Raw genomic sequence first — 23,625 nt, forward strand, 5'->3', positions numbered from 1 at the left:
CGACATCCACGTGGTCACAGGCCCAAGGCCTCCGCATGGAACCCTACATGGTCCTCCATAAAGGTCGACACAAAGAAATAGCTGTGATCATAGCCCTTGTTTATACGGAATGTTCCGTCTTGTTTGCGCGCGGCCATGGCTTCCGACAAAGATGCAGGCCGTAGAAGTTCGTAGAACTGATCCTCCGCACCCTGATCGATCAACATCGCTCCGTCGAACCCTTTGTCGCGCATCAACAACGTCGCATCATGGCCTTCCCAGTCGCTCTCATCGGCACCGAGATAGGCCGTAAACTGCTTACGCCCCCAGTCAGACGCCGTCGGGTTGGCGATCGGCGCGAAGGCAGAGACGCTCGCGAACTGCTCCGGCCGACGCATCGCGAGAGTCAGCGCACCATGGCCACCCATCGAATGGCCAGTTATGGCCTGTTGATCCGGTTCAATTGGGAAAGCATCCACCAGCAATGCAGGAAGCTCATCGCCCACATAGCTCCACATCTTGAAATGCGGTGCCCACGGATCCTGTGCCGCATCAACATAGAAGCCTGCCCCCTGCCCCAGATCGTAAGAGTCGTCATCTGCGACGCTTTTCCCGCGTGGGGAGGTATCTGGGAAGCAAACGGCCATCCCGCATTGCGCGGCAATGGCTTGCGCGCCAGCCTTGGTCATGGCGTTTTCGTGGGTGCAGGTCAGGCCCGAAAGATACCACAACACAGGTACCCGTCCGAACTGCGCGGCTGGCGGCAGGTAGAGCCCGAATGTCATCTCACACGCGCAGCTTGACGACGCGTGACTATAGACGCCTTGCACTCCGCCGAAGCAGCGGTTCTCGGAAACGGTTTTCATGGACGACCTCCGTGGTTCATGGGTTCAGCCAAGCGAGAATGGCGGGTAGTGTGATGACGCTCAGCACCGTGGAAATCAGGATGGCGGTGGAGGCGCGATGTGGCGCGATGCCATAGTGCTGCGCCAGAATGTAGACATTCCCAGCCACCGGAAGCGCAGCACAGGCCACCATCACGGCCGCTTGGAAGGGATCAACCGGAAACACGAACAGCGCGAAAATCGCCACCAACGCAGGATGAAGCAGCAACTTGCAGCCCGATAGCCATGCGGCGATCTCCAGCCGTTCCGCTGATTTATCGGCAAGCGAGGCACCGATGGCAAACAGCGCACCGGGCGTCGCCGCAGCACCAAGCGTTTCGAGGAAATAGGCTGCGGGCTCCGGCAACTCCCAGCCAACGATGGACCAGCCCAGCCCAAGCGCAATTGAAACGATCATGGGATTTTTCAGCAAGCCCAAAGCCGCGACACGAAAACTGGCCAGACTGAGCCGTCCCTCGCGCCCCGTCGAAATCAGGATGACGATCAAGCTGGAAAACACGATCAAATCTATGGCAAGCACTTGCATGACCGGCCCGATCGCGGCTTCCCCGATCAGCAGCACCAACATCGGAACGCCAAGAAAACCGACATTGCCGATGACCGCGCATTGCGCCTCCACCGCTGCTTCCTGCATGCCTCGCTTGCGTATCAATGCCACCACCGTCGCCAGCAGGTAAACGGTAACGCTGCCGCAGAGATACGCAGCTACAAACGTCCAGTTGAAGACATCCGAAAAGCTCAGTCGCGCGGCAAAATGGAACAACATCGCTGACAGCGCAAAATAGAACACGAACTTCGTCAATGCCGCTGTCGCCTGCGAGCTGAAGAAGCCGCTGCGACCCGCCCCGTAACCCAGAGCAATCAGCAGGAAGAACGGGAAAGTCTGCCAGAAAACTGCAATCATGTCACGGAAGTAGCACGCGACCGACCGCCTCGCCAGCACGAAGAATTGCCCGATTTACTGAACCTTCCTGTGCGGAAAGCTTGCCAAAACTAAACTGATCGGTTTCAATGCTCGATACCAGCAAACGGAAACTCCATTGGATCAACGAAGCGCATCGGCCCGAAAGGGTCGCAAATATGAACAAGTTGTCGAGGGTGCTCGAAAGGTCTTCATGCACGAAGGGTTCGAGGGTGCCAGCGTAGATGCCATCGCGAAAGAAGCTGGCGTGTCCAAAGCCACGCTCTACAGCTATTTCTCGGACAAGGAAATTCTCTTCCTGGAGGTTGCCAAATCCGAATGCCTGCGACAGGGCGAAGCGTCAGAGATGCTGGTTACACCGGGGCCTGTCGACGAAATGCTGGCCGAAATCGCACGCAAGATGGCTACGTTTTTCCTGTCCGATTTCGGGATGCGCGTATTCCGTGTGTGCGTCGCGGAGTCAGAACGCTTTCCGGAGCTTGGCCGCACCTTTTACCAGTGCGGGCCTGAACGCGCCAAAGCGAAGCTGGTGGAGTTTCTGAAGATCCAAGTCGACGAAGGCCATCTGCAAATCACCGACTGCGAGTTGGCAGCAGAACAGTTCATCGAGCTTTGCAAGGCCCACCTGTTCCCGCGCATGATTTTCAGCGTGGTGACTAAACCATCAGAGGAAGAAATCGAACGCGTCATCAAGGGCGCGGTCGAAATGTTCATGGCACGCTACGGAACCTAGTCCAGACGCCTGATCTCGAACTGATTACCTGACCCGCGCCGCAACTGGAAAATCTTCGTATCCGCGATCAGATCGCTCAACTTCTTTCGTCCATAAGTGCGTGGATCGAAGTCAGGATTGGCGGCAGTGATATGTTGGCCAATCTGCCCAAGCGAATACCATTCATCGTCCTGCTCGATCGAATCCATTGCCCGCGTTATCAATTGACGCGCATCCACCGGCTGAAGTTTCTGCAATGGTTTAGGCGCAGGCTCATCTGATTCCGACTCTACCCCTTCCGCATCCAGGTTTTCGAGGTAGATGAAACGCTTGCACGCCATGCGGAAAGCTTCAGGCGTTTTCTGCTCGCCCATGCCGACCACGCCAATCCCCTGTTCACGGATGCGGCTGGCCAGGCGGGTGAAGTCACTGTCGGAACTGACCAGCACGAAGCCATCGAAACGCCCCGTATGCAGGATATCCATCGCGTCGATTACCAGCGCAATATCGGACGAATTCTTGCCCTTCGTGTTTGCTGGCGACTGCATGGGCACAATGGCCAACTTCGCCAGGTTCTTCGACCAGCTACGCAGATTGTCCCGAGAAAAATCCCCGTAGATCCGTCGGATGCTCGCCTCGCCAAACGATGCGATCTCTTCGAAGATTGCCTCGGCGTAGCGAGCCGGTACATTGTCCGCGTCGATCAAGACGGCAAGAAGGGTGGACCCATTGTCGTTCATTCGTATGCCTCCGCTGTCAGATCGCGATACATAACCAGCGCATCTACGTAGCCTTGCGCGGGGTGTTCAAACGCGTTGGGCAAACGCCCGACCGTATTGAACCCGGCGCGAGTCCAAAGACGCACTGCGCGTTCATTCCTGGATATTACGAAATTGAACTGCATCGCGCGGTAACCCGCGATCTTCGCTTGCTCCAGGGCGTGTGCCAGCATCTCGCGTGCGACACCTTTGCCGCCAGCATCCTGCGCCGTGACGAAACCGCAATTGCATACATGCGCGCCACCCCCCGGCTGGTTCCGCTTCAGGTAGTACGTGCCGAGCGGGGTGTCCTCCTCGACGAGCCATGCCCCGTTCGTCGCGCCCAGCCAATAGCTGAGCGCATCTTCGCGGCTGATATCAGGGTCGATCGCATAAGTGTCGCCAGCGCGGAAAACCGGCTCCAGCATCTGCCAAAGCAAATCGCTGTCGTCTGCGCTCGCCTTCCGGAATTTCATGTTCAGTAGACCACCACCGAGCGGATCGATTTGCCTTCATGCATCAGATCGAACCCCTTGTTGATGTCCTTGTGAGACAGCGTATGCGTGATCATGGGGTCAATCTCGATCTTGCCATCCATGTACCAGTCCACGATCTGAGGCACATCGGACCGCCCGCGCGCACCGCCGAAAGCGGTGCCTTTCCATGTCCGGCCTGTCACCAGCTGGAACGGGCGCGTCGAGATCTCTGCGCCGGCCGGCGCAACACCGATGACAATGCTTTCTCCCCAGCCCTTATGAGCGGCTTCCAGCGCGGTGCGCATAACGTTCACATTGCCCGTCGCGTCGAAGGTATAGTCCGCCCCACCCTTCGTCAGATCAACGAGATAAGGCACAAGATCGCCCTCGACCTCGCTCGGGTTGACGAAATCAGTCATGCCGAAACGCTCCGCAAGCGGCACTTTCGAAGGATTAAGGTCAACGCCAACTATCTGATCTGCACCAGCCAGACGCAGCCCTTGGATCACGTTCAGGCCGATACCACCCAACCCAAAGACGATGGCTCGACAGCCGATTTCAGCCTTTGCCGTGTTGATTACGGCCCCGACGCCAGTGGTGACACCGCAGCCGATGTAGCACACCTTGTCAAAAGGTGCGTCCTTACGAATCTTGGCGAGCGCGATTTCCGGCAGAACCGTGTGATTGGCAAAAGTCGAGCACCCCATATAGTGCAGGATCGGATCGCCATCCAAAGTCGAAAACCTCGACGTACCATCCGGCATCACACCCTGCCCCTGTGTAGACCGAATCGACTGGCACAGATTGGTTTTCGGGTTCAGGCAATATTCACATTCACGGCACTCAGGGGTGTAAAGCGGGATTACGTGATCACCAGGCTTCATTGAAGTCACGCCGTCACCCACCTCCAGCACGACACCCGCGCCCTCATGCCCCAGAATGGCAGGAAACAGCCCTTCTGGGTCAGCACCCGATAGCGTGAATTCGTCGGTATGACAGATACCTGTGGCCTTGATCTCTACCAAAACCTCGCCTGCCTTGGGGCCTTCGAGGTTGACTTCCATGATCTCAAGCGGCTTGCCAGCTTGTGTCGCGACTGCTGCGGTGGTGCGCATAACCCGATCTCCTATATTCCTTCCGCAATTTGTTCCATATGCCACAGAAACACAACGTCCCCTTGCGCAGGGATTGCAGAATGACGCAGTTCATGGATTCTTGCGCGAAATCGAGAAGGATTAGAGTAGTGATACGCATGTTCGCCACCCCGGCATTGGCCCTTTCCGCGTTGGTCGCCTGCGAACCGGAATACATGCAGACCCCGGCAGAAACCGCAGTTGTCGAGCCTGCGGTCGTCACCTGCGATGCGAGTTTTTACCAGCATATGATAGGCGAGCCGATCAGCATGGCCCAAACCATAAATCCCGGCGTAGTGACGCGGGTACTGCCGTCAGACGGGTTTGTCACGCGCGACTTTGATCGAAACCGCCTGACATTCACGACGACGCCAGACGATACGATCGGACGCGTATTCTGCGGTTGAGGCGTGCGCAGACCCCGCCATGCCGTGTGGGGCTGTTACTGGATCGGCGAGCGACCTGCGCATACCCTGATCGCATGGGAAAGCGGCTAAACTAGGGCTGTTTCACGGCAAGGTTATGGCATTTTCGCGGCAGTTTTGTAATGGCGCGACCGTGGCAGGCCAGTGAACGCTTGATTTCAGGCGCGGTGCGACACAATCTTGATCCATGACGGTTCATACCCCGACACCCCTGCACAAGCCCTCTGAGGCACCGGAACAGGTCGTATTCGACCGCAGCGAGTTGGGCGTCATTCTCGCGCTCTATGGCAAAATGGTTGCGGCTGGCGAATGGCGCGACTACGGCATGTCTTTTCTCAAGGATCGCGCCGTATTTTCCATCTTTCGGCGCACCGCCGAGAACCCGCTCTACCGCATTGAAAAACACCCCAAGCTGCGCAATCGCCAAGGCATGTATGTCGTGATCGGGATGGATGGACAAATCATCAAACGGGGCCACACGCTGAAATCCACCCTTCAGGTGCTGGAACGCAAGCTGATCCGCGCGGTGAAGTAGTCAGCGCAGATCCATCCTGCGTCGTGCGATCACATCACCATCACCTTGTTCCGCAATACGCTTGATGGCTTCGTTCAGGGGCTCGAAAGCGACCGACATATGATGCGCATTGGCGTGGATGATACGGCGTTCATTAACCATCATTGCAACATGGCCTTCCCAAAAGATCACATCACCGCGTTGCAGGGACGCATGCGTCGGAACGGCGTGGCCCAACTCCGCCACCTGATCGCCGGTGTCGCCCGGGCACGGCACTCCGCACGCTAACGCTGCGGTCTGCACCAAGCCGGAACAGTCGATGCCCAGTCGGCTATTGCCACCCCAAAGATAGGGTGTGCCGAGGAACAGTTCCGCGATCGCCGCAGGATCTCCGAACTTCGCACGCGCCGGCGCAAGATGGACGGTTGGAATGAAATGACCCGTTTTCACACGACTGAACGCGCCGTCACGATCCAAGACCGTTACCTGAGACCCGAATGACAGGCTGGCTGCATCCTTCGACTTGAAATCGGGCTTTGTGTAAAGATGCGTTGCCAGAGACAGAACCTTGTGAGTGGCGGGCGAGGCCTCCCCCAACCGATCCGCGCGCACATATCCCACATAGCCGTCTTTCGTCGCCCGCACGCGGCGATAGCCGTCCGCTTCTTCCAGCAACATTCCGGTTTCGCCATAAAGCATTTGCCGGATGCGCGCGCCGTTCGGGCGGTCGAGCACATCCGCAACCGGCGCGACGACTTGCAAAGGGGTCGGCTGATTGGCGCGGGCCTGTGTCATTCGTTGTTCCTGTGCTGACTGCTTTGCCCCCAAAGATCAGGTGGCGTCAGAGAGATCAAGCAATTCGGGCAGCGCCTGCAACAATGCGCGCGCCCCCTGTCCGACCCCGCCTTTTGGACGGGCCGGTGCTGAAGATGGCTGCCAGCCATAGATATCGAAATGCACGTAGTTCTGAGTACCTTCCACGAAACGGCGCAGGAACAACGCGGCAGTGATGGACCCGGCAAAACCGCCCGATGGCGCATTATCCAGATCGGCAATGTCCGGCTCGATCATCGATTCATAGGGCTCGTGAAATGGCATTTGCCACACCGGATCACGCGCCCGGTCACCGCCCGCAGCCAAAGCGCGCGCCGCAGTCGCGCTGTTGGTGTAAAACGGCGCCAGATCAGGTCCTACCGCCACTCGCGCGGCACCTGTCAGTGTCGCCATGGACACCATCAGATCGGGGCTTTCCTCATCGGCATAGGCCAGCGCATCCGCCAATACCAACCGTCCTTCCGCATCCGTGTTGTTGATTTCGACCGTCAACCCTTTGCGCGATGTCAGCACATCCTGCGGCCTGAAGGAATTACCGGATACCGAATTCTCGACCGCCGGAATCAGAACTCGCAACCGCAGTCTCAGCCCGAGCGCCATGATCATGCGTGCCAACCCCAAGACGGTCGCCGCGCCACCCATATCTTTTTTCATCAGGCCCATGGATCGACCAGGCTTCAAGTTCAGTCCGCCAGTATCAAAGCAGACCCCTTTGCCCACCAGTGTCAGCCGGGGACCATGTTCACCCCAGCGCATATCCAGAAGGCGCGGCTCGCGCGGCGATGCGCGCCCCACCGCATGGATCATCGGGAAGTTTTCTTCGAGCAGACCATCGCCCTGCACAACGTCGAAGGACGCACCGAACTCGCGTGCAAGTGCATGGGCGGCGACTTCCAGTTCTTCCGGACCCATATCGGATGCGGGCGTATTGATCAGGTCGCGTGTCAGGCATTCACCGGCAGCGATGGCCTCGAGACGCTTGGCGTCCACTCCCTTGGGCGCAACCAATTGGGCGCCCGGCTTGTCCTGCGCGGCGTAGCGGTCGAATCGATAGGACGCCAGCAGCCATGCGAGCGACTGCTCGGACAGCATATCAACCGGATGATCGGACGCGATCCGCCAAGGGCCTTCAGGCAGTTGCGTGACGGCCTGTGCCAGAGCAAACCGCGTGCGCGACTGCGCCGCGTCTCCGCCCAACCCGAAAATCGCGCCGGCCACACTGCTACCGGTGGGCAACAGGCACAATTCACCAGGTTTTCCGGCAAAACCGGCTGCCGTTACCCAATCCGCCCATTGTGCACCATCACCGGATTTCCAACCCGCCAAATCATCAGGAGACACCAGATAGATCGGGCAGGCAGCTTCGGTTTCGGCGGCAAATTTCGGCGACATGGGATTCTCTCTTGCAGCGTTTCGAACGCACCGATCCTTATGCGAAGCAGCGTCCACCGCAAGGGTATCAGCCAGTAAATTCGCCTGGATCCCATATCTCGGTAAGCGAACGGTCCCCGACACGGCTCAGACGCGCTTGTGTAGCCGCCAGCCCCACACGGTCACGTCGCATCGCGCAAATGGACACGTCCCGCGCGACCCGAGCCAAGTCCTTCATGCCGATTCTGCGCGCGACAGCCTGCAAGCCCTCAGCCGTTTGCCCCAAGGAACCGAACGCACCCGCGCGGTGATAGCGGTCAATACGCGCGAGCCGCAACGCCATGTCTTCCATTGCATCACACAGCATTTCCTCCGCGCCGGTCTCGCCTAGTCTTTCATAGATCTCCGCCCAGGATCTTGGCATCAAGAGATACGCTTTCCTCATGTGATAAACTCACCGGTCCCACACCAACACCTCACCTTCCGTGCCCCCACGTTCAGTAATTTTGGCGCCCAAGCCTCAAGAAATGATTGCTTTCGTGTGCAAAACTCTCTCGAATTCGGTGAGAAACTGCCTTAGATCATCATCATGTCGAACGAGAACAGCACCCTGACTCATGTCAAACCACTGCCTTCCTACCTTTTGCAAAGGTATCAGGGTTGGCGCGCCACCGATTTCCGAGAACAAAGCGTGGTATCGAAGGCTTGCCGAAGAAGGCCAGCGCCCACGATGCATGATCATCACCTGCTGTGACAGCCGCGTGCAGGTCAATTCGCTTTTCGGTGCGGGACCGGGTGAATTCTTCATGCACCGCAACATCGCGAACCTCGTCCCGCCCTATGAACCCGATGGCTTGCGCCACGGGACATCTGCCGCCATCGAATACGCCGTGCGATATCTTAAGGTGTCCAACCTGATCGTGATGGGGCATTCCTCCTGCGGCGGAGCGAAAGGGTGCTACGACATGTGCAACGGCAATAACCCGGATTTGGACAGCAAAGAGAGCTTCATCGGACGCTGGATGGAGATCCTGATGCCGGGCTATGAGCGCGTGAAGGACAAGGGCGACGAAGAAACCGTTACCCGCGAATTGGAAAAGCAGACGGTTGTCGTGTCACTTGAAAATCTGATGACCTTTCCCTTCGTGCGTGACGCGGTGTCCAAAGATGTTCTGTCGATCCACGGCGTCTGGTCGAACCTGGCATCCGGCGAGATCGAGTTCTACGACGCCGACCGCGATGCTTTTTCCATAGTGTCCGCCTAAAACGCTGCCCGCACCCCAAATAGCACGGCATTCGATCCGGTGCGGGCGTCGAACGTCTCCCATGCGTGGGAACGATGGTGCAGGCGAATATAGGGTCGCCAATCCGAGGCGCGCGCGCCGAACTCCATCTCCAGAAACCAATGGGCTAGCAGTTCAGTGCTTTCGCCTGTGCGCTCGATTTCCGAAACCGGCGGTTCGGTCGCGTAGGACAGGCCCAGCCCATATGCCAGCGACGGAATGAACACCTGATCCGTGCGGGGTGTGCGGTAGAAGACCGGAACAGAAACCTCGATATGGTCTTGCTCTCCGAAGTGCTTGAGCAGTTGCCCCTCGACCCCGACAAACCCCCAGCGACCTAGTCCCCATTCACGAGAAAGCGCGACGCCCGACAGTTGGGCGTCGCGCCATGAGATCGAGCCGGGCTGTTCAGCCACTTCGCCCCATTCATTATCGGTCATGCGTCCGACGCTGAGAGACCAATAGCCGGTTGCCTCTTGAGCCTTCACCGGGTCGGACAAGACGAGCGCAGCGGCCAAAACCGCTGCGGTCACATCAGGCCTTCTTGAGAATCCGTTTACCCAGAGTTTCAGCGATCTGAACGGCATTCAGGGCAGCCCCCTTGCGAAGATTGTCGCTCACGCACCAGATGTTCAGACCGTTCTCGATAGTAGAATCCTGACGGATCCGGCTGATGAACGTCGCATAGTCGCCCACGCATTCAACAGGGGTCGTGTACCCACCGTCTTCACGCTTGTCGACGACCATGATCCCCGGCGCTTCGCGCAGGATATCACGGGCCTCGTCTTCGTCCAGAAAATCCTCAAATTCGATGTTGATCGATTCCGAGTGGCCCACGAACACCGGCACACGCACACAGGTCGCGGTGACTTTGATCGCCGGGTCGACGATCTTCTTCGTCTCGGCAACCATCTTCCATTCTTCTTTCGTGGACCCGTCTTCGAGGAACACGTCGATATGCGGGATCACGTTGAAGGCGATCTGCTTCGGGTACACCTTCGGCTCAACTTCCTGACCCGGCACATACATGCCCTTGGTCTGATCCCACAGCTCGTCAATCGCTTCCTTGCCGGAACCAGACACGGATTGATAGGTCGAGACAACCACACGCTTGATCTTGGCGCGATCATGCAGCGGCTTCAGCGCAACAACCATCTGCGCAGTCGAGCAGTTCGGGTTGGCGATGATATTTTTCTTGCCATATCCATCAACCGCTTCGGGGTTCACTTCCGGCACGACCAGCGGCACCAGCGGATCGTAGCGATAAAGCGATGAGTTATCGATCACCACGCAGCCGGTTGCGGCGGCTTTCGGTGCGTATTTCTTCGTCGCGTCAGAACCAATCGCGAACAGCGCGATGTCCCAGCCGGTGAAGTCGAATGTGTCGAGATCCTGGGTCTTGAGTGTCTCGTCACCGAAGCTCACCTCTGTGCCCAGCGATTTGCGCGATGCCAGGACGGCGATCTCATCGACGGGAAACTGGCGCTCGGCCAGGATATTGAGCATTTCGCGGCCCACATTACCAGTGGCGCCAACGACGACGACTTTATAGCCCATTACGGGGTCTCCTTGATAAAGAACGGGCGCTACCTAGCGCATCCGTGGATAAGTTGAAAGCCTCGCCTGTCAACGCACCAAGGTGCGCGACTGTTCAATCTTTTTCCGGACGTTCTCCGGATTGACCACGGGCTTGCCGTCCGACCCTAACGTCACCTCCGGGTAATACACCTGATCAAGATAGTTCATGAATGCATCCCGCAGCCGCTCATCATAGCTTAACAGACGCGGCACCTCGAAAAACTCGGCCAGATGACCCGGGCTGTGAACGGGCTTCACCAACCCTTCGAAATTGAAGAATGCCTCGCCGAGCACCAACACGGGCTTGTCGTAGAAGAACGATTGCAGCCCTACAGATGAATTCAGCGTGATCACCGCCGCGCTGGCATCGACCTGCCGGAAGGTATCTGTCTGGTTGTCGATCACGATACGTCCCGGATGTGCTTTGGCAGCTGCAGAAAGCACCTCACCCAGCGGGATCTTCGACGATGGATGTTCCTTGAAGCGCAGGTGCCAGCCTTCGGGCAAATGCTCGCTCGCCCCTGCCAACACCTCTATGAACCGGTCCAGATCACCCACCCATCCAGCGAACTGTCTGATCTGCGTATCGTCGGGGACCTGAAGCGGGCAGAAGATGAACTTCTGCTGATCAAGCCCTGCCGCATTTGCCGCCTGGCCGACGTCCGTGCGCTTGGACGCCCGCGCGGTCATCTTCTTGCCAAGTTCCATCCACGCTTTGCCGTTACGGGTGTCATGGCCATTCGCCCAGTCCAGATAGAAATCAGATTGACGCGGCAAGCAACTGAGCTGATTGATACCTTGGGGGTCGACGGTCACTCGCCCGGGAAGCGGCGCGCGTTCCATAAAAATCCGGGGCCGACCCGCATCTTTCGCGGCCGCCATGAAAGCACGGCGTGTACCGGTCAACCCGTTCCAAGCCACAGCTATCGAATCGGGGTCACGTTCGAACCGGCGACGAAATGAATTGTACTGCACGCGATAGATGAAGGTCTTGGTTTTCCGGTGTCGCTCTGATCGCGGGGGGCGTTTCGCCGTGGCGACAGACTCCGCCGCACGATCCGCAGTCTCGGGATAATCCCGCAGTGAGATGCTGATATCTCTGACTTTCTTTCCGCCGCCACCGGTCTCACAGACCGACCGCATCATGCCATCGATCTCTGGATCGCCATCCTGCAGATAGTAGAACATGCCGTCCGTTGCTCCGATAACCCTGCGCCCGCCGTTGTCCTAGCAGCCGGTCCGCGCAGGGCCAAGAACTTAACGGAACAGCAGCAGCGGAACCTGACTTTCGCGGATCACTTCGGTCGTCGTGGATCCCAGGAACAAGTTCCGGATACGGGAGTGACGATAGGCCCCCATCACCACGAATTCCGCACGACCCGCCTTGATCTGTTCCGGGATGACTAGCTCGGCCTCGCCAGCGATGATGTCGATTTCGACCTCGTAGCCACCGCCGCGCAGAAGTGCAGCTGCACCTTCAGCCCCGCGCCGCATTTCGGTCGATTCAGCGCCGACCGCCAAAAGAAGGATCTTCAGCCCTGCGAAAGACTTGTCCCGCGAGATGTAGTCCACGGCCTTGAGAGACGCCGCGCCCCCATCGAAGGCCACCATGACCGTTTCGATCGGTTGGAACGCACGGGAACACACCAGCGTGGGCTTGCGTGACGCGCGCACGACCCGCTCCAGATTCGACCCCAGATGCAGCTTGGCGAAGTCTGCCGCCTCACCGCGCTTGCCGATCACGACCATGTCGGCATCAGCTTCCAGCTCGTGCAGTGTTTCGACCAGATCGCCGTTGCGCAGTCGTGTCTCCACCTGCGCGACGCCATCCTTCCCGATCCGAGCCTTCGCGTCGTCCAGAATTGCGCGCCCACGCTTTTGAGCAAGCTTGGCCTTGGCGGCATCCAACTCTGCCAGTTCGTCCAGAAGCGCCGACCGAGCGCCGAGCCCGATATTCCCCGACAGGTCGGTCTTGACCCCCTGCCGATGGCCCAGCACATGCGCGACCGTGACGGATCCGCCCGACCGGCTGGCCAGCCAAGCCGCATAATCGCAGACGCTTTCGGAATAGGTGGAGCCGTCCACCAGCGCGATCAGTTTGGTCATGGCCTTCTCCTCAATGACCGAGCAGTTCATCCATTGCGCCGGGCTTGTCATGCACACCCAGCTTGTCGACGATAGTCTTGCTCGCCTCGTTCATGCCGATGATTTCCACCTCGGCACCCTCCCGACGAAACTTGAGCACAGCCATGTCCAACACCGCAACAGAGGAAATGTCCCAGATATGCGCACGGCTGACATCGATGACGACGCGCTCCAACGCCTCATTATAGTCAAACGCCTTCGCAAATTGATCAGCAGAGGCGAAGAACAACTGGCCATGGAACTGGTACGTCCGCTGACGGCCATCCTCGGACAATTCAGACGTGACACGGAAGATCTGGGCGATCTTGCCCGCGAAGAAGATGCCGGACAGGAGCACGCCGGCCAGAACACCAATCGCAAGGTTATGGGTGAAGACCGTCGTCGCGACCGTCGCCAGCATGACGATGGAAGAGCTTGTCGGATGCTCGCGCAATTGCTTGATCGAGGACCACGAGAACGTCCCGACCGACACCATGATCATGATCGCGACCAGCGCGGGCATCGGAATCTGACGCACCAGATCACCCAGACCGACGATCAGGATCAGCAGGAAGACACCAGCCGCAAAGCACGACAACCGCCCGCGTCCGCCCGATTTCACGTTGATCATGGATTGCCCGATCATCGCACAACCCGCCATACCGCCGATGAAGCCCGTGGCGGTGTTCGCCACACCCTGTCCGATGCATTCGCGGTTCTTGTCGGACGGCGTGTCGGTCAGGTCATCCACGAGTTGCGCAGTCATCAGGCTTTCCAGCAATCCCACAACGGCAATTGCTGCAGCTACGGGGAAGATGATTTTCAGCGTCTCAAAGGTCAGCGGAATATCCGGGATCAGGAATACCGGCAAAGTCGAGGGCAATTCCCCCATATCGCCAACGACACGTACGTCCAGGTCCAGAACCATCGACAGCGTCGTCAGCACGACGATCGTGATCAACGGTGACGGGATGGCGGTGGTGATGCGCGGGAACAAGTAGATGATCGCCAGACCCGCAGCGACCATCACATAGGTCAACCACGTCACGCCAGTCAGCTCGGGCAGTTGCGCCATGAAGATCAGGATCGCCAACGCGTTGACGAAGCCGGTCATCACCGAGCGCGACACGAACCGCATGACATTGCCAAGCTTCAGCATGCCGCAAGCGATTTGCAACAAACCCGCCAGAACCGTGGTAGCCAAGAGGTATTGCAACCCGTGGTCGCGTACCAAGGTCACCATCAGCACAGCCGTTGCAGCAGTCGCGGCAGAGATCATTCCCGGTCGCCCGCCGACGATCGCTGTGATCACGGCGATGGAAAAGGACGCGAACAGTCCGACTTTCGGGTCCACACCCGCGATGATGGAAAAGGCGATTGCTTCGGGGATCAGGGCCAGCGCCACGACCAGACCTGCCAGCAGGTCGGCGCGAACATTGCCCAGCCATTCATTGCGAAGGCCTGTCAGGTTGACGGTTGTCACGGGAACTCTCCGGTTTCAGGATTTGCGGCCCATTTAGAGGCGGACGCGACAAAAGGCCACCCTTGCGATGCGTGTCCCGGAAAAGCGTGACCTCAAGGTATCGCCTATTGCACTTGAACTTCCCGCCGCGCAGGGCCACCGTCTGACACGATTACGAGAGCCAAGGAGCCGCCAATGTCATCCGTCACCAAAGAAGCCGTTCTGGAACGTCTTGCCCGTGTGCGAGGCCCCGACCGAACGGAAGATCTGGTTTCGCTCGGCCTGATAAGCGGGTTGAACGTGCAAGATGGCAAAGTGACCTTCGCGATTTCCGTACCGCCTGAACGCGCGCCGGAACTGGAACCGATGCGGCAGGCGGCCGAAAATCTGGTGCGCGAAATTGAGGGCGTGGAACAGGTCATCGCCGTGCTGACTGCCGAACGCGCTACCCCGCCCCCACCCGAACCGCCGCGCCTGAAACCTGCGGGCAGCCATCAAGCGCCCCCCAAGGGCGGCCTTCCCAAGAAAGAGCCCATTCCCGGCGTCGGCGCGATCATCGCGGTGGCATCGGGCAAGGGCGGCGTCGGCAAATCGACAACATCCGTGAACCTCGCGCTCGCGCTTCAGGCTCAGGGGTTGAAGGTGGGCATCCTTGATGCCGACATCTACGGCCCATCCATGCCTCGCTTGCTTGGCGTCTCAGACAAGCCCGAGGCCGTGGACGGCCGCATGGTGCCTCCGACCGCGTTCGGGCTGAAGGTCATGTCCATGGGATTTCTTGTCGACGAAGACGCACCAATGGTATGGCGTGGACCTATGGTGATGTCGGCCATTACCCAGATGCTGCGGCAGGTGGACTGGTCACCGCTCGATGTGATGATCGTGGATATGCCGCCGGGGACGGGCGACGCACAGCTGACAATGTCGCAAAACGTCCCACTGGCCGGTGCCGTGATCGTCAGCACCCCACAAGACATCGCGCTCATCGACGCGCGCAAGGGGCTGAACATGTTCCGCAAGGTTGACGTGCCTATCCTCGGCATCGTCGAGAACATGAGCTACTTCCTGTGCCCCTCCTGTGGTGAGAAGTCCGATATCTTCGGCCATGGCGGCGCGCGGGAGGAGGCCGACCGCATGGGCGTGCCCTTCCTCGGAGAAGTCCCACTGCACATGGAAATCCGGCGCAATTCCGATGGTGGCACACCTGTGGTCGTTTCCGCACCGGATGGTGAGCATGCGAAGCTCTATGCTTCCATCGCCTCCACCGTGCGCGACAGGCTGAAGGCAGAGGCCGTTTCCTGACCCGATCACGCTGCAACGCAGCGCGATAAGCTGCTGAAATATGTCGAATCCTTCATTTGACAGGGCTATACCGGACGTGCTGATATCCTATGGTAAGATATGCCACAGGGACGCAAGCGTGACGCCAGCAATAGCCCAGAACGCACCGCCGGAAGAGGACCGACTTCGCGCAGACATCTACGGATTTCTCGGCCGTCATCTATTTGCGCCGCCGTCGCAGGAAGACCTGGCGTTGATCGCCGGCTTGGCAGGCGACGATACACCACTTGGCCAAGCATTCGGAGACCTGTCAGTACGGGCGCGCGAATGTTCCGCGAAGGACGTGACGCGTGAATTCGAAGGGCTGTTCATCGGGCTCGGGCGCGGTGAATTGATCCCTTTCGAATCCTACTACCTGACGGGCTTCTTGAACGAAAAACCCTTGGCACGGCTGCGCGAGGACATGGCGCGTTTGAGCATCGCACGGCGGGCGTCGGTGAAAGAACCCGAGGACCATATCGGATCACTGATGGAAATGATGTCCGGTCTGATCTCGGGCCAATACGGACATCCTGCCGATCACGCGACACAACGGGAATTCTTCACATCACATATCGGGTCGTGGGCAGAACACTTTTTCCGCGATCTGCAAGGCGCGAAAGGTGCCCACTTCTATAAACCGCTGGGGCGCATCGGGGCTTTGTTCACCGACATCGAATCCGAGGCGTTTGACTTGATCTGACACAGCCCGCACCGCGCGGGGATGACGACAGGAGGCTGCAATGGCCGATCAGAACCACAAGAGCGACAACGCGCATGACCGTCGCGCGTTCCTGAAGCTGGCGGGTCTTGCCCCCGTCGCCGCAGGCGCCGCGACACTCGGCGCATCCGACGAGGCCGAGGCGTCAGGAACCAACCAGAGCGATGGTTACCGCGAAACGGACCATATCAAGACCTATTACGATCTGGCCCGCTTCTAGGGTCACGCGGCCCGGTACATCGGGTCAGACAGCCAAGGGCTCACACGCCCCAACAGCTATCCAGCCGGTCCAACTATCTCGGTCCGGTGCGTTACGGGAGGAAAGCAATGCTTCGCAAGAAAAGGACAGGGGTTGCCAAGGCAAAATTCCGGCCAGCGCCCTCCGCAGCACCGGCAGGGCTTTCCGGCCTGAACCGTCGTGATTTTCTGAAACGCTCCGGGCTGACAGTCGGCGGTCTTGCTGGTGTCTCTGCGCTGACGACGGGCCACGCCACCCAAGCGCAGGAAGCCGTCAGCAGCGGCGGCGACACCGAGGTCATCAAATCCGTCTGCACACATTGCTCGGTCGGCTGCACGGTCCTGGCAGAGGTGCAGAATGGCGTCTGGACCGGACAGGAGCCCGCTTGGGACAGCCCGTTCAACCTTGGGGCCCATTGCGCAAAAGGCGCCTCAGTCCGTGAACACGCCCATGGCGAAAGACGCCTGAAATACCCGATGAAGCTGGTCGGCGGCGAATGGCAGCGCATGAGCTGGGAAGACGCCATCGAAGAACTGGGCGACAACCTGCTGTCCGTCCGCGAAGAAAGTGGGCCGGATTCGGTCTATTGGCTCGGATCGGCAAAGCACAGCAATGAACAAGCCTATCTATTTCGGAAGTTCGCCGCGTATTGGGGCACGAACAACGTCGATCACCAGGCGCGCATCTGCCATTCGACGACCGTATCCGGGGTCGCGAACACATGGGGCTACGGCGCCATGACCAACAGCTATAACGACATCCACAACAGCCGCGCGATCCTGATCATCGGCGGCAACCCGGCTGAGGCGCATCCCGTTTCGCTTCAACACCTGCTGAAAGCAAAGGAAGAAAACAACGCACCGCTGATCGTTTGCGACCCGCGTTTCACCCGCACCGCTGCGCATGCCGATGAATTTGTCCGCCTGCGTCCGGGCACGGATGTGGCCTTCGTCTGGGGGCTGCTGTGGCATATCTTCGAAAATGGCTGGGAGGACCGAGAATTCATTCGCCAGCGCGTCTGGGGCATGGACCAGATCCGCGAAGAGGTGAACAACTGGACACCAGACGAAGTCGAACGGGTCACCGGTGTTCCCGAAAGCCAGATGAAACGCGTTGCCCGCACCATGGCCAATAACCGCCCCGGCACACTGATCTGGTGCATGGGCGGCACACAGCACACCATCGGGAACAATAACACCCGCGCGTACTGCGTATTTCAGCTTGCACTGGGGAACATGGGTGTTTCGGGTGGTGGCACGAACATCTTCCGTGGCCATGACAACGTGCAGGGTGCCACCGATCTGGGCGTACTCAGCCATGACCTTCCCGGCTACTACGGCTTGACGGAAGGGGCGTGGGCGCACTGGTCGCGCGTCTGGGAAGAAGACCTCGACTGGCTCAAAGGCCGGTTCGCCACCATTCAGGGGCCGGACGGTGAAGACAAGCCGCTCATGCACGAGAACGGCATCCCCGTGTCGCGCTGGATCGACGGGGTACTGGAAGACGCCGAGAACATCGACCAACCCAACAATGTCCGTGCGATGATCTTCTGGGGTCATGCGCCAAACTCGCAAACGCGCGGGCCGGATATGAAGGAGGCGATGGAAAAACTCGACACGCTCGTCGTCATCGACCCTTACCCGACCGCTACAGCGATCATGCATGACCGCACGGATGGTGTGTATCTGCTGCCAGCCTGCACGCAGTTTGAAACATATGGATCGGTCACCGCATCAAACCGCTCGCTGCAGTGGCGCGAAAAGATTGTTGACCCGCTGTTTGAGAGCCTGCCTGATCAGACGATCATCTACAAATTCGCCAAGAAATTCGGCTTTGAAGATCGCCTGTGCCGTAACATCGAGGTGAATGGCGAGGAACCGCTGGTCGAAGACATTACCCGCGAGTTCAACAAGGGCATGTGGACCATCGGCTATACCGGCCAATCCCCTGAGCGACTTCGTGCGCATATGGAAAACCAGCACATGTTCGACAAGACCACCCTGCGTGCCGTCGGCGGCCCGCTGGATGGTGAGGTTTACGGCATGCCGTGGCCCTGCTGGGGCACACCGGAAATGCGGCATCCCGGCACGCCTAACCTCTATGACACCTCGGTTCCAGTGGCCGAGGGCGGGCTTTGCTTCCGTGCACGCTTCGGCGTTGAACGCGACGGCGACAACCTGCTGGCCGAAGGATCATGGCCCGTCGGATCGGAAATCGAAGACGGATACCCTGAATTCACGATGGCCATGCTGCGCAGCCTTGGCTGGGATAGCGACCTGACGGATGACGAGTTGTCCGCGATCGAATTCGTGGCGGGCGTTGACGCTGCGCAAGTCGATGAAAGTGACCCGGAGACAGGCCAGGAAGGCGAGGAAACCGGCGAGTCCGAAGGCATGTCCGTTCCAAGCGACTACGATGAACGCACAGGCGCGATCAACTGGAAAACGGATTTGTCGGGCGGCATTCAGCGTGTTGCGATTGAGCATGGCTGCGCACCGTTCGGCAATGCCAAGGCCCGCTGCGTGGTCTGGACCTTCCCCGATCCGGTGCCGGTCCACCGAGAGCCGCTCTACACCCCACGTCGCGATCTTCTGGACAAATACGCCACCTATGAGGACCGCAAGTTCTATCGTCTTCCAACGGCCTATGCCTCGATCCAGCAGCAGGACTTCAGCCAGGACTACCCGATCATCCTGACATCCGGCCGACTGGTGGAATACGAAGGCGGGGGCGATGAAACACGATCCAACCCTTGGCTTGCAGAACTGCAGCAGGACATGTTCGTCGAAATCAACCCGTATGACGCCAACAATATTGGCGCGCGAGATGGTGAAATGGTCTGGGTTGAAGGCCCCGAGGGTGGACGCGTCAAGGTCATGGCGATGCTGACCGAACGCGTCGGGCGCGGCGTTGCCTTCATGCCTTTCCATTTCGGCGGGCACTTCCAGGGCGAAGACCGGCGCGACAAGTATCCTGCGGGCGCGGACCCTTATGTTCTGGGCGAGGCGGCGAACACCGCCCAAACCTATGGCTATGACAGCGTGACGCAGATGCAGGAAACAAAGACGACGCTTTGCAAGATTGAAGTGGCGTAAGGGAGAAAACAGAACATGGCACGAATGAAATTCCTTTGCGACGCCGAACGCTGCATCGAATGCAACGCGTGTGTCACCGCGTGCAAGAACGAGCATGAAGTTCCATGGGGCGTCAACCGGCGGCGCGTAGTCACGATCAATGACGGCAAACCCGGAGAGCGGTCCATATCGGTCGCCTGCATGCACTGTTCCGACGCGCCTTGCATGGCGGTCTGCCCAGTCGACTGCTTCTACCAGACCGAAGATGGAATCGTACTGCATTCCAAGGATTTGTGCATCGGCTGCGGTTATTGCTTCTACGCCTGCCCCTTCGGCGCACCGCAATTCCCGCAGGCCGCGAATTTCGGCTCGCGCGGCAAGATGGACAAGTGCACCTTCTGCGCGGGCGGGCCAGAAGAAAGCAATTCCTCCGAAGAGTTCCAGAAATACGGGCGCAACCGCATCGCCGAGGGCAAGCTTCCGCTTTGCGCCGAGATGTGTTCGACCAAGGCGCTTCTGGCGGGCGATGGTGACACGGTCTCCGATATTTACCGCGAACGTATCGTCGCCCGTGGTTTCGGTGCAGGCGCTTGGGGCTGGGGCACAGCCTATGACCAGAAAGGCGGCTGATCCGGCATGAGCGCAGCTTCCCGTCGTAACAGGAGGTCAGAATGATCAGTCTTTTCGCCTGCCTGACACGCATGGCTCGCGTTCTGCTGCTTGTGGTCCTGACATGCGTCGCGCCGGTCGCATTTGCGCAAAGCCCCGGTAGCGGGCCGATCAATGGCGCGACGCCTGGTGATACGAATGCGGCAGGGTCGTCAGATGCGGACCTGTGGCGCGCGGTGCGAGCGGGCGACAGCTTCACATCGCAGTCCCGTGTGCCAATGGGCAACCAGTTGATTCAATCCGCGGGCCATGACTGGGAACTGACGCGCAACGGCCCGCTCGCGATGTACACCGCGTGGATCATCACTGGCATGCTGGTACTGCTGTCGATCTTCTTTGCGCTGCGTGGTCGCATCCGGATCGACGCCGGGAAATCCGGACAGACCATCAAACGGTTTACCTTGGTTGAACGCAGCGCCCACTGGATGATCGCATCCAGTTTCGTGCTGCTCGCTCTGACCGGACTGAGCCTGCTGTTCGGGCGCAAAATCCTTATCCCGCTGATGGGACATGAAGCGTTCTCGGTGTTGGCCTATTGGGGTAAGCACATCCACAATTATGTCGGCTTCGCCTTCATGGCCGGCATCGCGATCATCTTCGTTATGTGGGTCATACACAATATTCCACGCCCAAGCGACCTGGTCTGGATTGCACGCGGCGGTGGCCTGTTTGGCGGCGGCCACCCACCTGCACACAAATTCAACGCTGGCCAGAAAGGGATATTCTGGGCGGTCATCGTCTGCGGCACGTCGCTTGCGCTGTCGGGCTGGGCATTGCTGACGCCTTTCACGACAACCATGTTCGCGGATACCTTCAGCCATGTGAATGCGATCTTCGGAACAACGCTGCCCACAGATCTGACGATCCATCAGGAACAACAATTTCAGGAAATCTGGCACACGATCATGGCTGCGATCATGATCGCCATCATCATCGCGCATATCTACATCGGCACAGTTGGCATGGAGGGCGCGGTTGATGCCATGACGCATGGCGATGTCGATCTGAACTGGGCGAAAGAACACCATTCTCTGTGGGTCGCGGAAAAGCTCGGCAAAGACACGCCCCGGTCATCACACACCCCGGCGGAGTAGAAAGGGCATGTCGTGAAATCCATTCTGCTTGGCATCCTTGCAACCGTGGTTATCGCGGTCGGCGCGTGGTTGGTGACGGACAATCTCGATACCAGTTCGCAAAGTCGATATACGTCCGACAATGGCAGTGTCCGGCTGGATTGAGCAAAGAGGAAGCAGATGTCCGACAGTTTCAACATGTCCATGCGCAAATTCCTGAAGCAGGTTGGTGTGACCTCGCAGCAGGAAATCGAATCTATCGTGCGCAACACCGATATTGCCGGGCAGGACAAGCTCCACGTCCGCGTCGAACTGACCGCTGAAGGCACCGATCTGAAGCATGTCGTGACCGGAGACATCGACCTGACCGACGCCCCAGAATGATCGGACCGGAGTTTCCGGCCCTCCTCACCGCACATCCTGCACCTTCCGGAGTATCCGCGTTCCGGGCGGCGTTGGAAGGGGTAGCGCGGAGCGAACTGGGCGCAACCGATCTGGTCTGGACCACATCGGACGATCGCTGCGAATTCACCTTGATCCTGGAGCCGGAAGTCAATGCTGCGGCCAGCGCACAAATGCTGCTGGTCGCAATGTTGGCCATCGGTGACGCTATCGGCAGTTTGGCTCCGCCCCAGATTGGCGTGACCTATGGCTGGCCCGATGTGATCTTCCTGAACGGTGCTCGGGTCGGACATGCGCGGATCGCGATGGAAAATGTCGACTATCCCGAATGGCTGGTGATTGGGGGCGACCTAAGTATGTCTCCGAAGTCCAGATGCATTGAACCCGGCGATACGCCTGAACAAACCTGTTTCGCTGACGAGGGTTGCGAAGATATCCGGCCCGGACAACTCATAGCCATGGCAGCGCGCCATCTGTTGCGATGGCTTGATGAATGGGAACGCAACGGATTTGACGATATCCGAAAGCAGTGGCTCCGACGACTGGATGCGCACCAACCATTGGCAGGGCGTCATAAGGACGATTGGCACGACATGGACGCAGAAGGAAACGCCGTAACCCGAACCGGCGAAAACCCAACCACACTGCATCTACTGCACAACCTAAGAGAGAACCATGCCACGTGACTTCTGGAAATCTTCCGGCTTCCATCTTGTGTCGCGGGATGAAAATGGTTGGTTGACCGTCACGGATGATCTGTTGCGCGCCTATCTGACACGGCCCGAGATTCACCCGATCGAGGATAGCTGCCCCGTCGAGATCGCGTTGTTCGACGCACTGATGCAGCAACCGCGTCTTGAGATACCCGACCAACGGATCAGCCAGATCGCGGACAAGGACACCGCCGACAACTACCGCATGGTGCTGGCTTTCCGCGATCATCTGGTGAGCACCGGAACGGTCGAACGCGCATACAGCACCGCTTTCGAAGCGGGCCGCGTGACCTTTCCGCCGGTGTTTCTCGATCAGATGGCCCACCTCATCCTGCGCAACATCCTGAATGAAGAACTTGACCCGTTGACCGTCCGCGCGGCCGAGTTGTTCTTCCGCCCGCAACGCGTTCGCCTGGGCGAGGACCAGTTGATGCTGGCCGACGCAGAAATCGTTGACTTGCGTTCTGACAGGGCCGGCCAGGAAATCGCCATCGACGTGCTTACCCCCGAGATGGCAGGTCTTTACTGGCCACGCTCCGATAAGTTCGATACAGCGCTCGATTTCCGCTTCACTCAGCCCGCGCAGGATGCGCTGGCGAGGGTCATACGTCTGTGGGTTCGTCATTTCACGGGGATCGAGACGCGGATTCAGGCAATGCAGTCCATCCGTGACACGCGGTGGAGTTGGCATATAGGCTGCGATGCCACAGCAACACGTTTACTGAATGCGCTCTATTCCGGTGATACTTTGGACGATGACCAGCTAAGACATATTCTTGCGCTGTTCCGAATGGAGGTTCTGAACCCGTCCGCCATGATCGACACGATGCGGGGCAAGCCGATCTATCTTGGCCTGGCGTTCAATGAACGAGACAATCTGGTCTTCAAACCACAAAATCTGCTGAAAAATCTGCCGATTGGGCTAGAATGAACGAAACA

Annotated in this window: 26 protein-coding genes and 1 pseudogene; 14 read left to right on the forward strand and 13 right to left on the reverse strand. The window is 58.8% G+C overall.

The window, feature by feature from the left end; translation table 11 throughout:
- Positions 1-14: 14 nt before the first annotated feature.
- Positions 15-845, reverse strand: a complete 831-nt coding sequence (gene fghA, locus FPZ52_RS09170) for an S-formylglutathione hydrolase (protein ID WP_146365151.1) — start codon at positions 843-845, stop codon at positions 15-17.
- Between the two features lie 16 nt (positions 846-861).
- On the reverse strand, positions 862-1,788 hold the full coding sequence (locus FPZ52_RS09175; protein WP_146365726.1) for an AEC family transporter: 927 nt from the start codon (positions 1,786-1,788) through the stop codon (positions 862-864).
- Positions 1,789-1,924: 136 nt separating this feature from the next.
- Here FPZ52_RS09175 and FPZ52_RS09180 point away from each other — a divergent pair, with 136 nt between their 5' ends.
- Positions 1,925-2,539, forward strand: a complete 615-nt coding sequence (locus tag FPZ52_RS09180; RefSeq protein ID WP_146365152.1) for a TetR/AcrR family transcriptional regulator — start codon at positions 1,925-1,927, stop codon at positions 2,537-2,539.
- Here FPZ52_RS09180 and FPZ52_RS09185 read toward each other — a convergent pair.
- The 3 genes from FPZ52_RS09185 to FPZ52_RS09195 are packed head-to-tail and all read right to left on the reverse strand — an operon-like array spanning position 2,536 to position 4,867.
- Positions 2,536-3,258: an NYN domain-containing protein gene (locus FPZ52_RS09185; protein WP_146365153.1), complete on the reverse strand. Its 723-nt coding sequence runs from the start codon at positions 3,256-3,258 to the stop codon at positions 2,536-2,538. The genes FPZ52_RS09180 and FPZ52_RS09185 overlap by 4 nt on opposite strands.
- Positions 3,255-3,752 (reverse strand): GNAT family N-acetyltransferase, encoded by a 498-nt coding sequence (locus FPZ52_RS09190; protein WP_146365154.1) that lies wholly within the window; start codon positions 3,750-3,752, stop codon positions 3,255-3,257. Before FPZ52_RS09190 ends, FPZ52_RS09185 begins: the two co-directional genes overlap by 4 nt.
- A gap of 2 nt (positions 3,753-3,754) precedes the next feature.
- The gene (locus tag FPZ52_RS09195) at positions 3,755-4,867 is read right to left on the reverse strand and encodes an S-(hydroxymethyl)glutathione dehydrogenase/class III alcohol dehydrogenase (protein WP_146365155.1); all 1,113 of its coding nucleotides are present in this window, start codon (positions 4,865-4,867) and stop codon (positions 3,755-3,757) included.
- A 128-nt stretch (positions 4,868-4,995) separates the two neighbouring features.
- Here FPZ52_RS09195 and FPZ52_RS09200 point away from each other — a divergent pair, with 128 nt between their 5' ends.
- Together FPZ52_RS09200 and FPZ52_RS09205 are read left to right on the forward strand one after the other, a co-directional pair.
- A complete protein-coding gene (locus tag FPZ52_RS09200) occupies positions 4,996-5,292 on the forward strand; it encodes a hypothetical protein (protein WP_146365156.1) in 297 nt (98 codons plus the stop codon).
- A 205-nt stretch (positions 5,293-5,497) separates the two neighbouring features.
- Positions 5,498-5,845 (forward strand): DUF2794 domain-containing protein, encoded by a 348-nt coding sequence (locus FPZ52_RS09205; protein WP_146365157.1) that lies wholly within the window; start codon positions 5,498-5,500, stop codon positions 5,843-5,845.
- Here FPZ52_RS09205 and FPZ52_RS09210 read toward each other — a convergent pair whose 3' ends face one another.
- From FPZ52_RS09210 to FPZ52_RS09220, 3 genes are all read right to left on the reverse strand, one after another.
- Positions 5,846-6,619, reverse strand: coding sequence for a C40 family peptidase (locus tag FPZ52_RS09210; RefSeq protein ID WP_146365158.1), 774 nt, complete (start codon positions 6,617-6,619; stop codon positions 5,846-5,848).
- 36 nt (positions 6,620-6,655) lie between these two features.
- Positions 6,656-8,050 (reverse strand): leucyl aminopeptidase family protein, encoded by a 1,395-nt coding sequence (locus FPZ52_RS09215; protein WP_146365159.1) that lies wholly within the window; start codon positions 8,048-8,050, stop codon positions 6,656-6,658.
- A gap of 67 nt (positions 8,051-8,117) precedes the next feature.
- The gene (locus FPZ52_RS09220) at positions 8,118-8,453 is read right to left on the reverse strand and encodes a hypothetical protein (RefSeq protein ID WP_146365160.1); all 336 of its coding nucleotides are present in this window, start codon (positions 8,451-8,453) and stop codon (positions 8,118-8,120) included.
- Between the two features lie 186 nt (positions 8,454-8,639).
- Here FPZ52_RS09220 and FPZ52_RS09225 point away from each other — a divergent pair.
- A pseudogene (locus tag FPZ52_RS09225) lies at positions 8,640-9,294 on the forward strand (carbonic anhydrase).
- Here the strand turns inward: FPZ52_RS09225 and FPZ52_RS09230 are convergent.
- From FPZ52_RS09230 to FPZ52_RS09250, 5 genes are all read right to left on the reverse strand, one after another.
- Positions 9,291-9,845: a hypothetical protein gene (locus FPZ52_RS09230; RefSeq protein WP_146365161.1), complete on the reverse strand. Its 555-nt coding sequence runs from the start codon at positions 9,843-9,845 to the stop codon at positions 9,291-9,293. The pseudogene FPZ52_RS09225 and the gene FPZ52_RS09230 overlap by 4 nt on opposite strands.
- 1 nt (position 9,846) lies before the next feature.
- Positions 9,847-10,869 (reverse strand): aspartate-semialdehyde dehydrogenase, encoded by a 1,023-nt coding sequence (locus FPZ52_RS09235; RefSeq protein ID WP_146365162.1) that lies wholly within the window; start codon positions 10,867-10,869, stop codon positions 9,847-9,849.
- A gap of 69 nt (positions 10,870-10,938) precedes the next feature.
- The gene (locus tag FPZ52_RS09240; protein WP_146365163.1) at positions 10,939-12,078 is read right to left on the reverse strand and encodes a capsular polysaccharide export protein, LipB/KpsS family; all 1,140 of its coding nucleotides are present in this window, start codon (positions 12,076-12,078) and stop codon (positions 10,939-10,941) included.
- Between the two features lie 69 nt (positions 12,079-12,147).
- Positions 12,148-12,996, reverse strand: coding sequence for a universal stress protein (locus tag FPZ52_RS09245; protein ID WP_146365164.1), 849 nt, complete (start codon positions 12,994-12,996; stop codon positions 12,148-12,150).
- A gap of 10 nt (positions 12,997-13,006) precedes the next feature.
- Complete coding sequence (locus tag FPZ52_RS09250; protein ID WP_205758582.1) at positions 13,007-14,497, reverse strand: SulP family inorganic anion transporter; 1,491 nt, start codon at positions 14,495-14,497, stop codon at positions 13,007-13,009.
- A 174-nt stretch (positions 14,498-14,671) separates the two neighbouring features.
- On the opposite strand from FPZ52_RS09250, the gene FPZ52_RS09255 reads away from it, so the two are divergent.
- The 10 genes from FPZ52_RS09255 (at position 14,672) to FPZ52_RS09295 (ending at position 23,617) form a co-directional block, all read left to right on the forward strand.
- On the forward strand, positions 14,672-15,778 hold the full coding sequence (locus FPZ52_RS09255; protein WP_146365165.1) for an Mrp/NBP35 family ATP-binding protein: 1,107 nt from the start codon (positions 14,672-14,674) through the stop codon (positions 15,776-15,778).
- Between the two features lie 118 nt (positions 15,779-15,896).
- On the forward strand, positions 15,897-16,499 hold the full coding sequence (locus tag FPZ52_RS09260; RefSeq protein WP_240804334.1) for a TorD/DmsD family molecular chaperone: 603 nt from the start codon (positions 15,897-15,899) through the stop codon (positions 16,497-16,499).
- A 40-nt stretch (positions 16,500-16,539) separates the two neighbouring features.
- Positions 16,540-16,737 carry a twin-arginine translocation signal domain-containing protein gene (locus tag FPZ52_RS09265; RefSeq protein ID WP_146365167.1) on the forward strand — a complete coding sequence of 66 codons (198 nt, stop codon included), beginning with the start codon at positions 16,540-16,542 and terminating at the stop codon, positions 16,735-16,737.
- A gap of 107 nt (positions 16,738-16,844) precedes the next feature.
- Positions 16,845-19,850, forward strand: coding sequence for a formate dehydrogenase subunit alpha (locus FPZ52_RS09270; protein WP_146365168.1), 3,006 nt, complete (start codon positions 16,845-16,847; stop codon positions 19,848-19,850).
- Positions 19,851-19,865: 15 nt separating this feature from the next.
- Complete coding sequence (gene fdh3B, locus FPZ52_RS09275; protein ID WP_146365169.1) at positions 19,866-20,459, forward strand: formate dehydrogenase FDH3 subunit beta; 594 nt, start codon at positions 19,866-19,868, stop codon at positions 20,457-20,459.
- Between the two features lie 41 nt (positions 20,460-20,500).
- Positions 20,501-21,592, forward strand: coding sequence for a formate dehydrogenase subunit gamma (locus tag FPZ52_RS09280; RefSeq protein ID WP_205758583.1), 1,092 nt, complete (start codon positions 20,501-20,503; stop codon positions 21,590-21,592).
- Positions 21,593-21,604: 12 nt separating this feature from the next.
- Positions 21,605-21,736 carry a hypothetical protein gene (locus FPZ52_RS19410; protein ID WP_276617437.1) on the forward strand — a complete coding sequence of 44 codons (132 nt, stop codon included), beginning with the start codon at positions 21,605-21,607 and terminating at the stop codon, positions 21,734-21,736.
- Positions 21,737-21,751: 15 nt separating this feature from the next.
- Positions 21,752-21,955 (forward strand): DUF6494 family protein, encoded by a 204-nt coding sequence (locus FPZ52_RS09285; RefSeq protein WP_146365170.1) that lies wholly within the window; start codon positions 21,752-21,754, stop codon positions 21,953-21,955.
- Complete coding sequence (locus FPZ52_RS09290; RefSeq protein ID WP_146365171.1) at positions 21,952-22,659, forward strand: biotin/lipoate--protein ligase family protein; 708 nt, start codon at positions 21,952-21,954, stop codon at positions 22,657-22,659. Before FPZ52_RS09285 ends, FPZ52_RS09290 begins: the two co-directional genes overlap by 4 nt.
- Positions 22,649-23,617, forward strand: a complete 969-nt coding sequence (locus FPZ52_RS09295; RefSeq protein ID WP_146365172.1) for a DUF6352 family protein — start codon at positions 22,649-22,651, stop codon at positions 23,615-23,617. Before FPZ52_RS09290 ends, FPZ52_RS09295 begins: the two co-directional genes overlap by 11 nt.
- Positions 23,618-23,625 lie beyond the last annotated feature (8 nt).

The sequence above is a fragment of the Qingshengfaniella alkalisoli genome, assembly GCF_007855645.1.
In the GTDB taxonomy this organism is placed as follows: Bacteria; Pseudomonadota; Alphaproteobacteria; order Rhodobacterales; family Rhodobacteraceae; genus Qingshengfaniella; species Qingshengfaniella alkalisoli.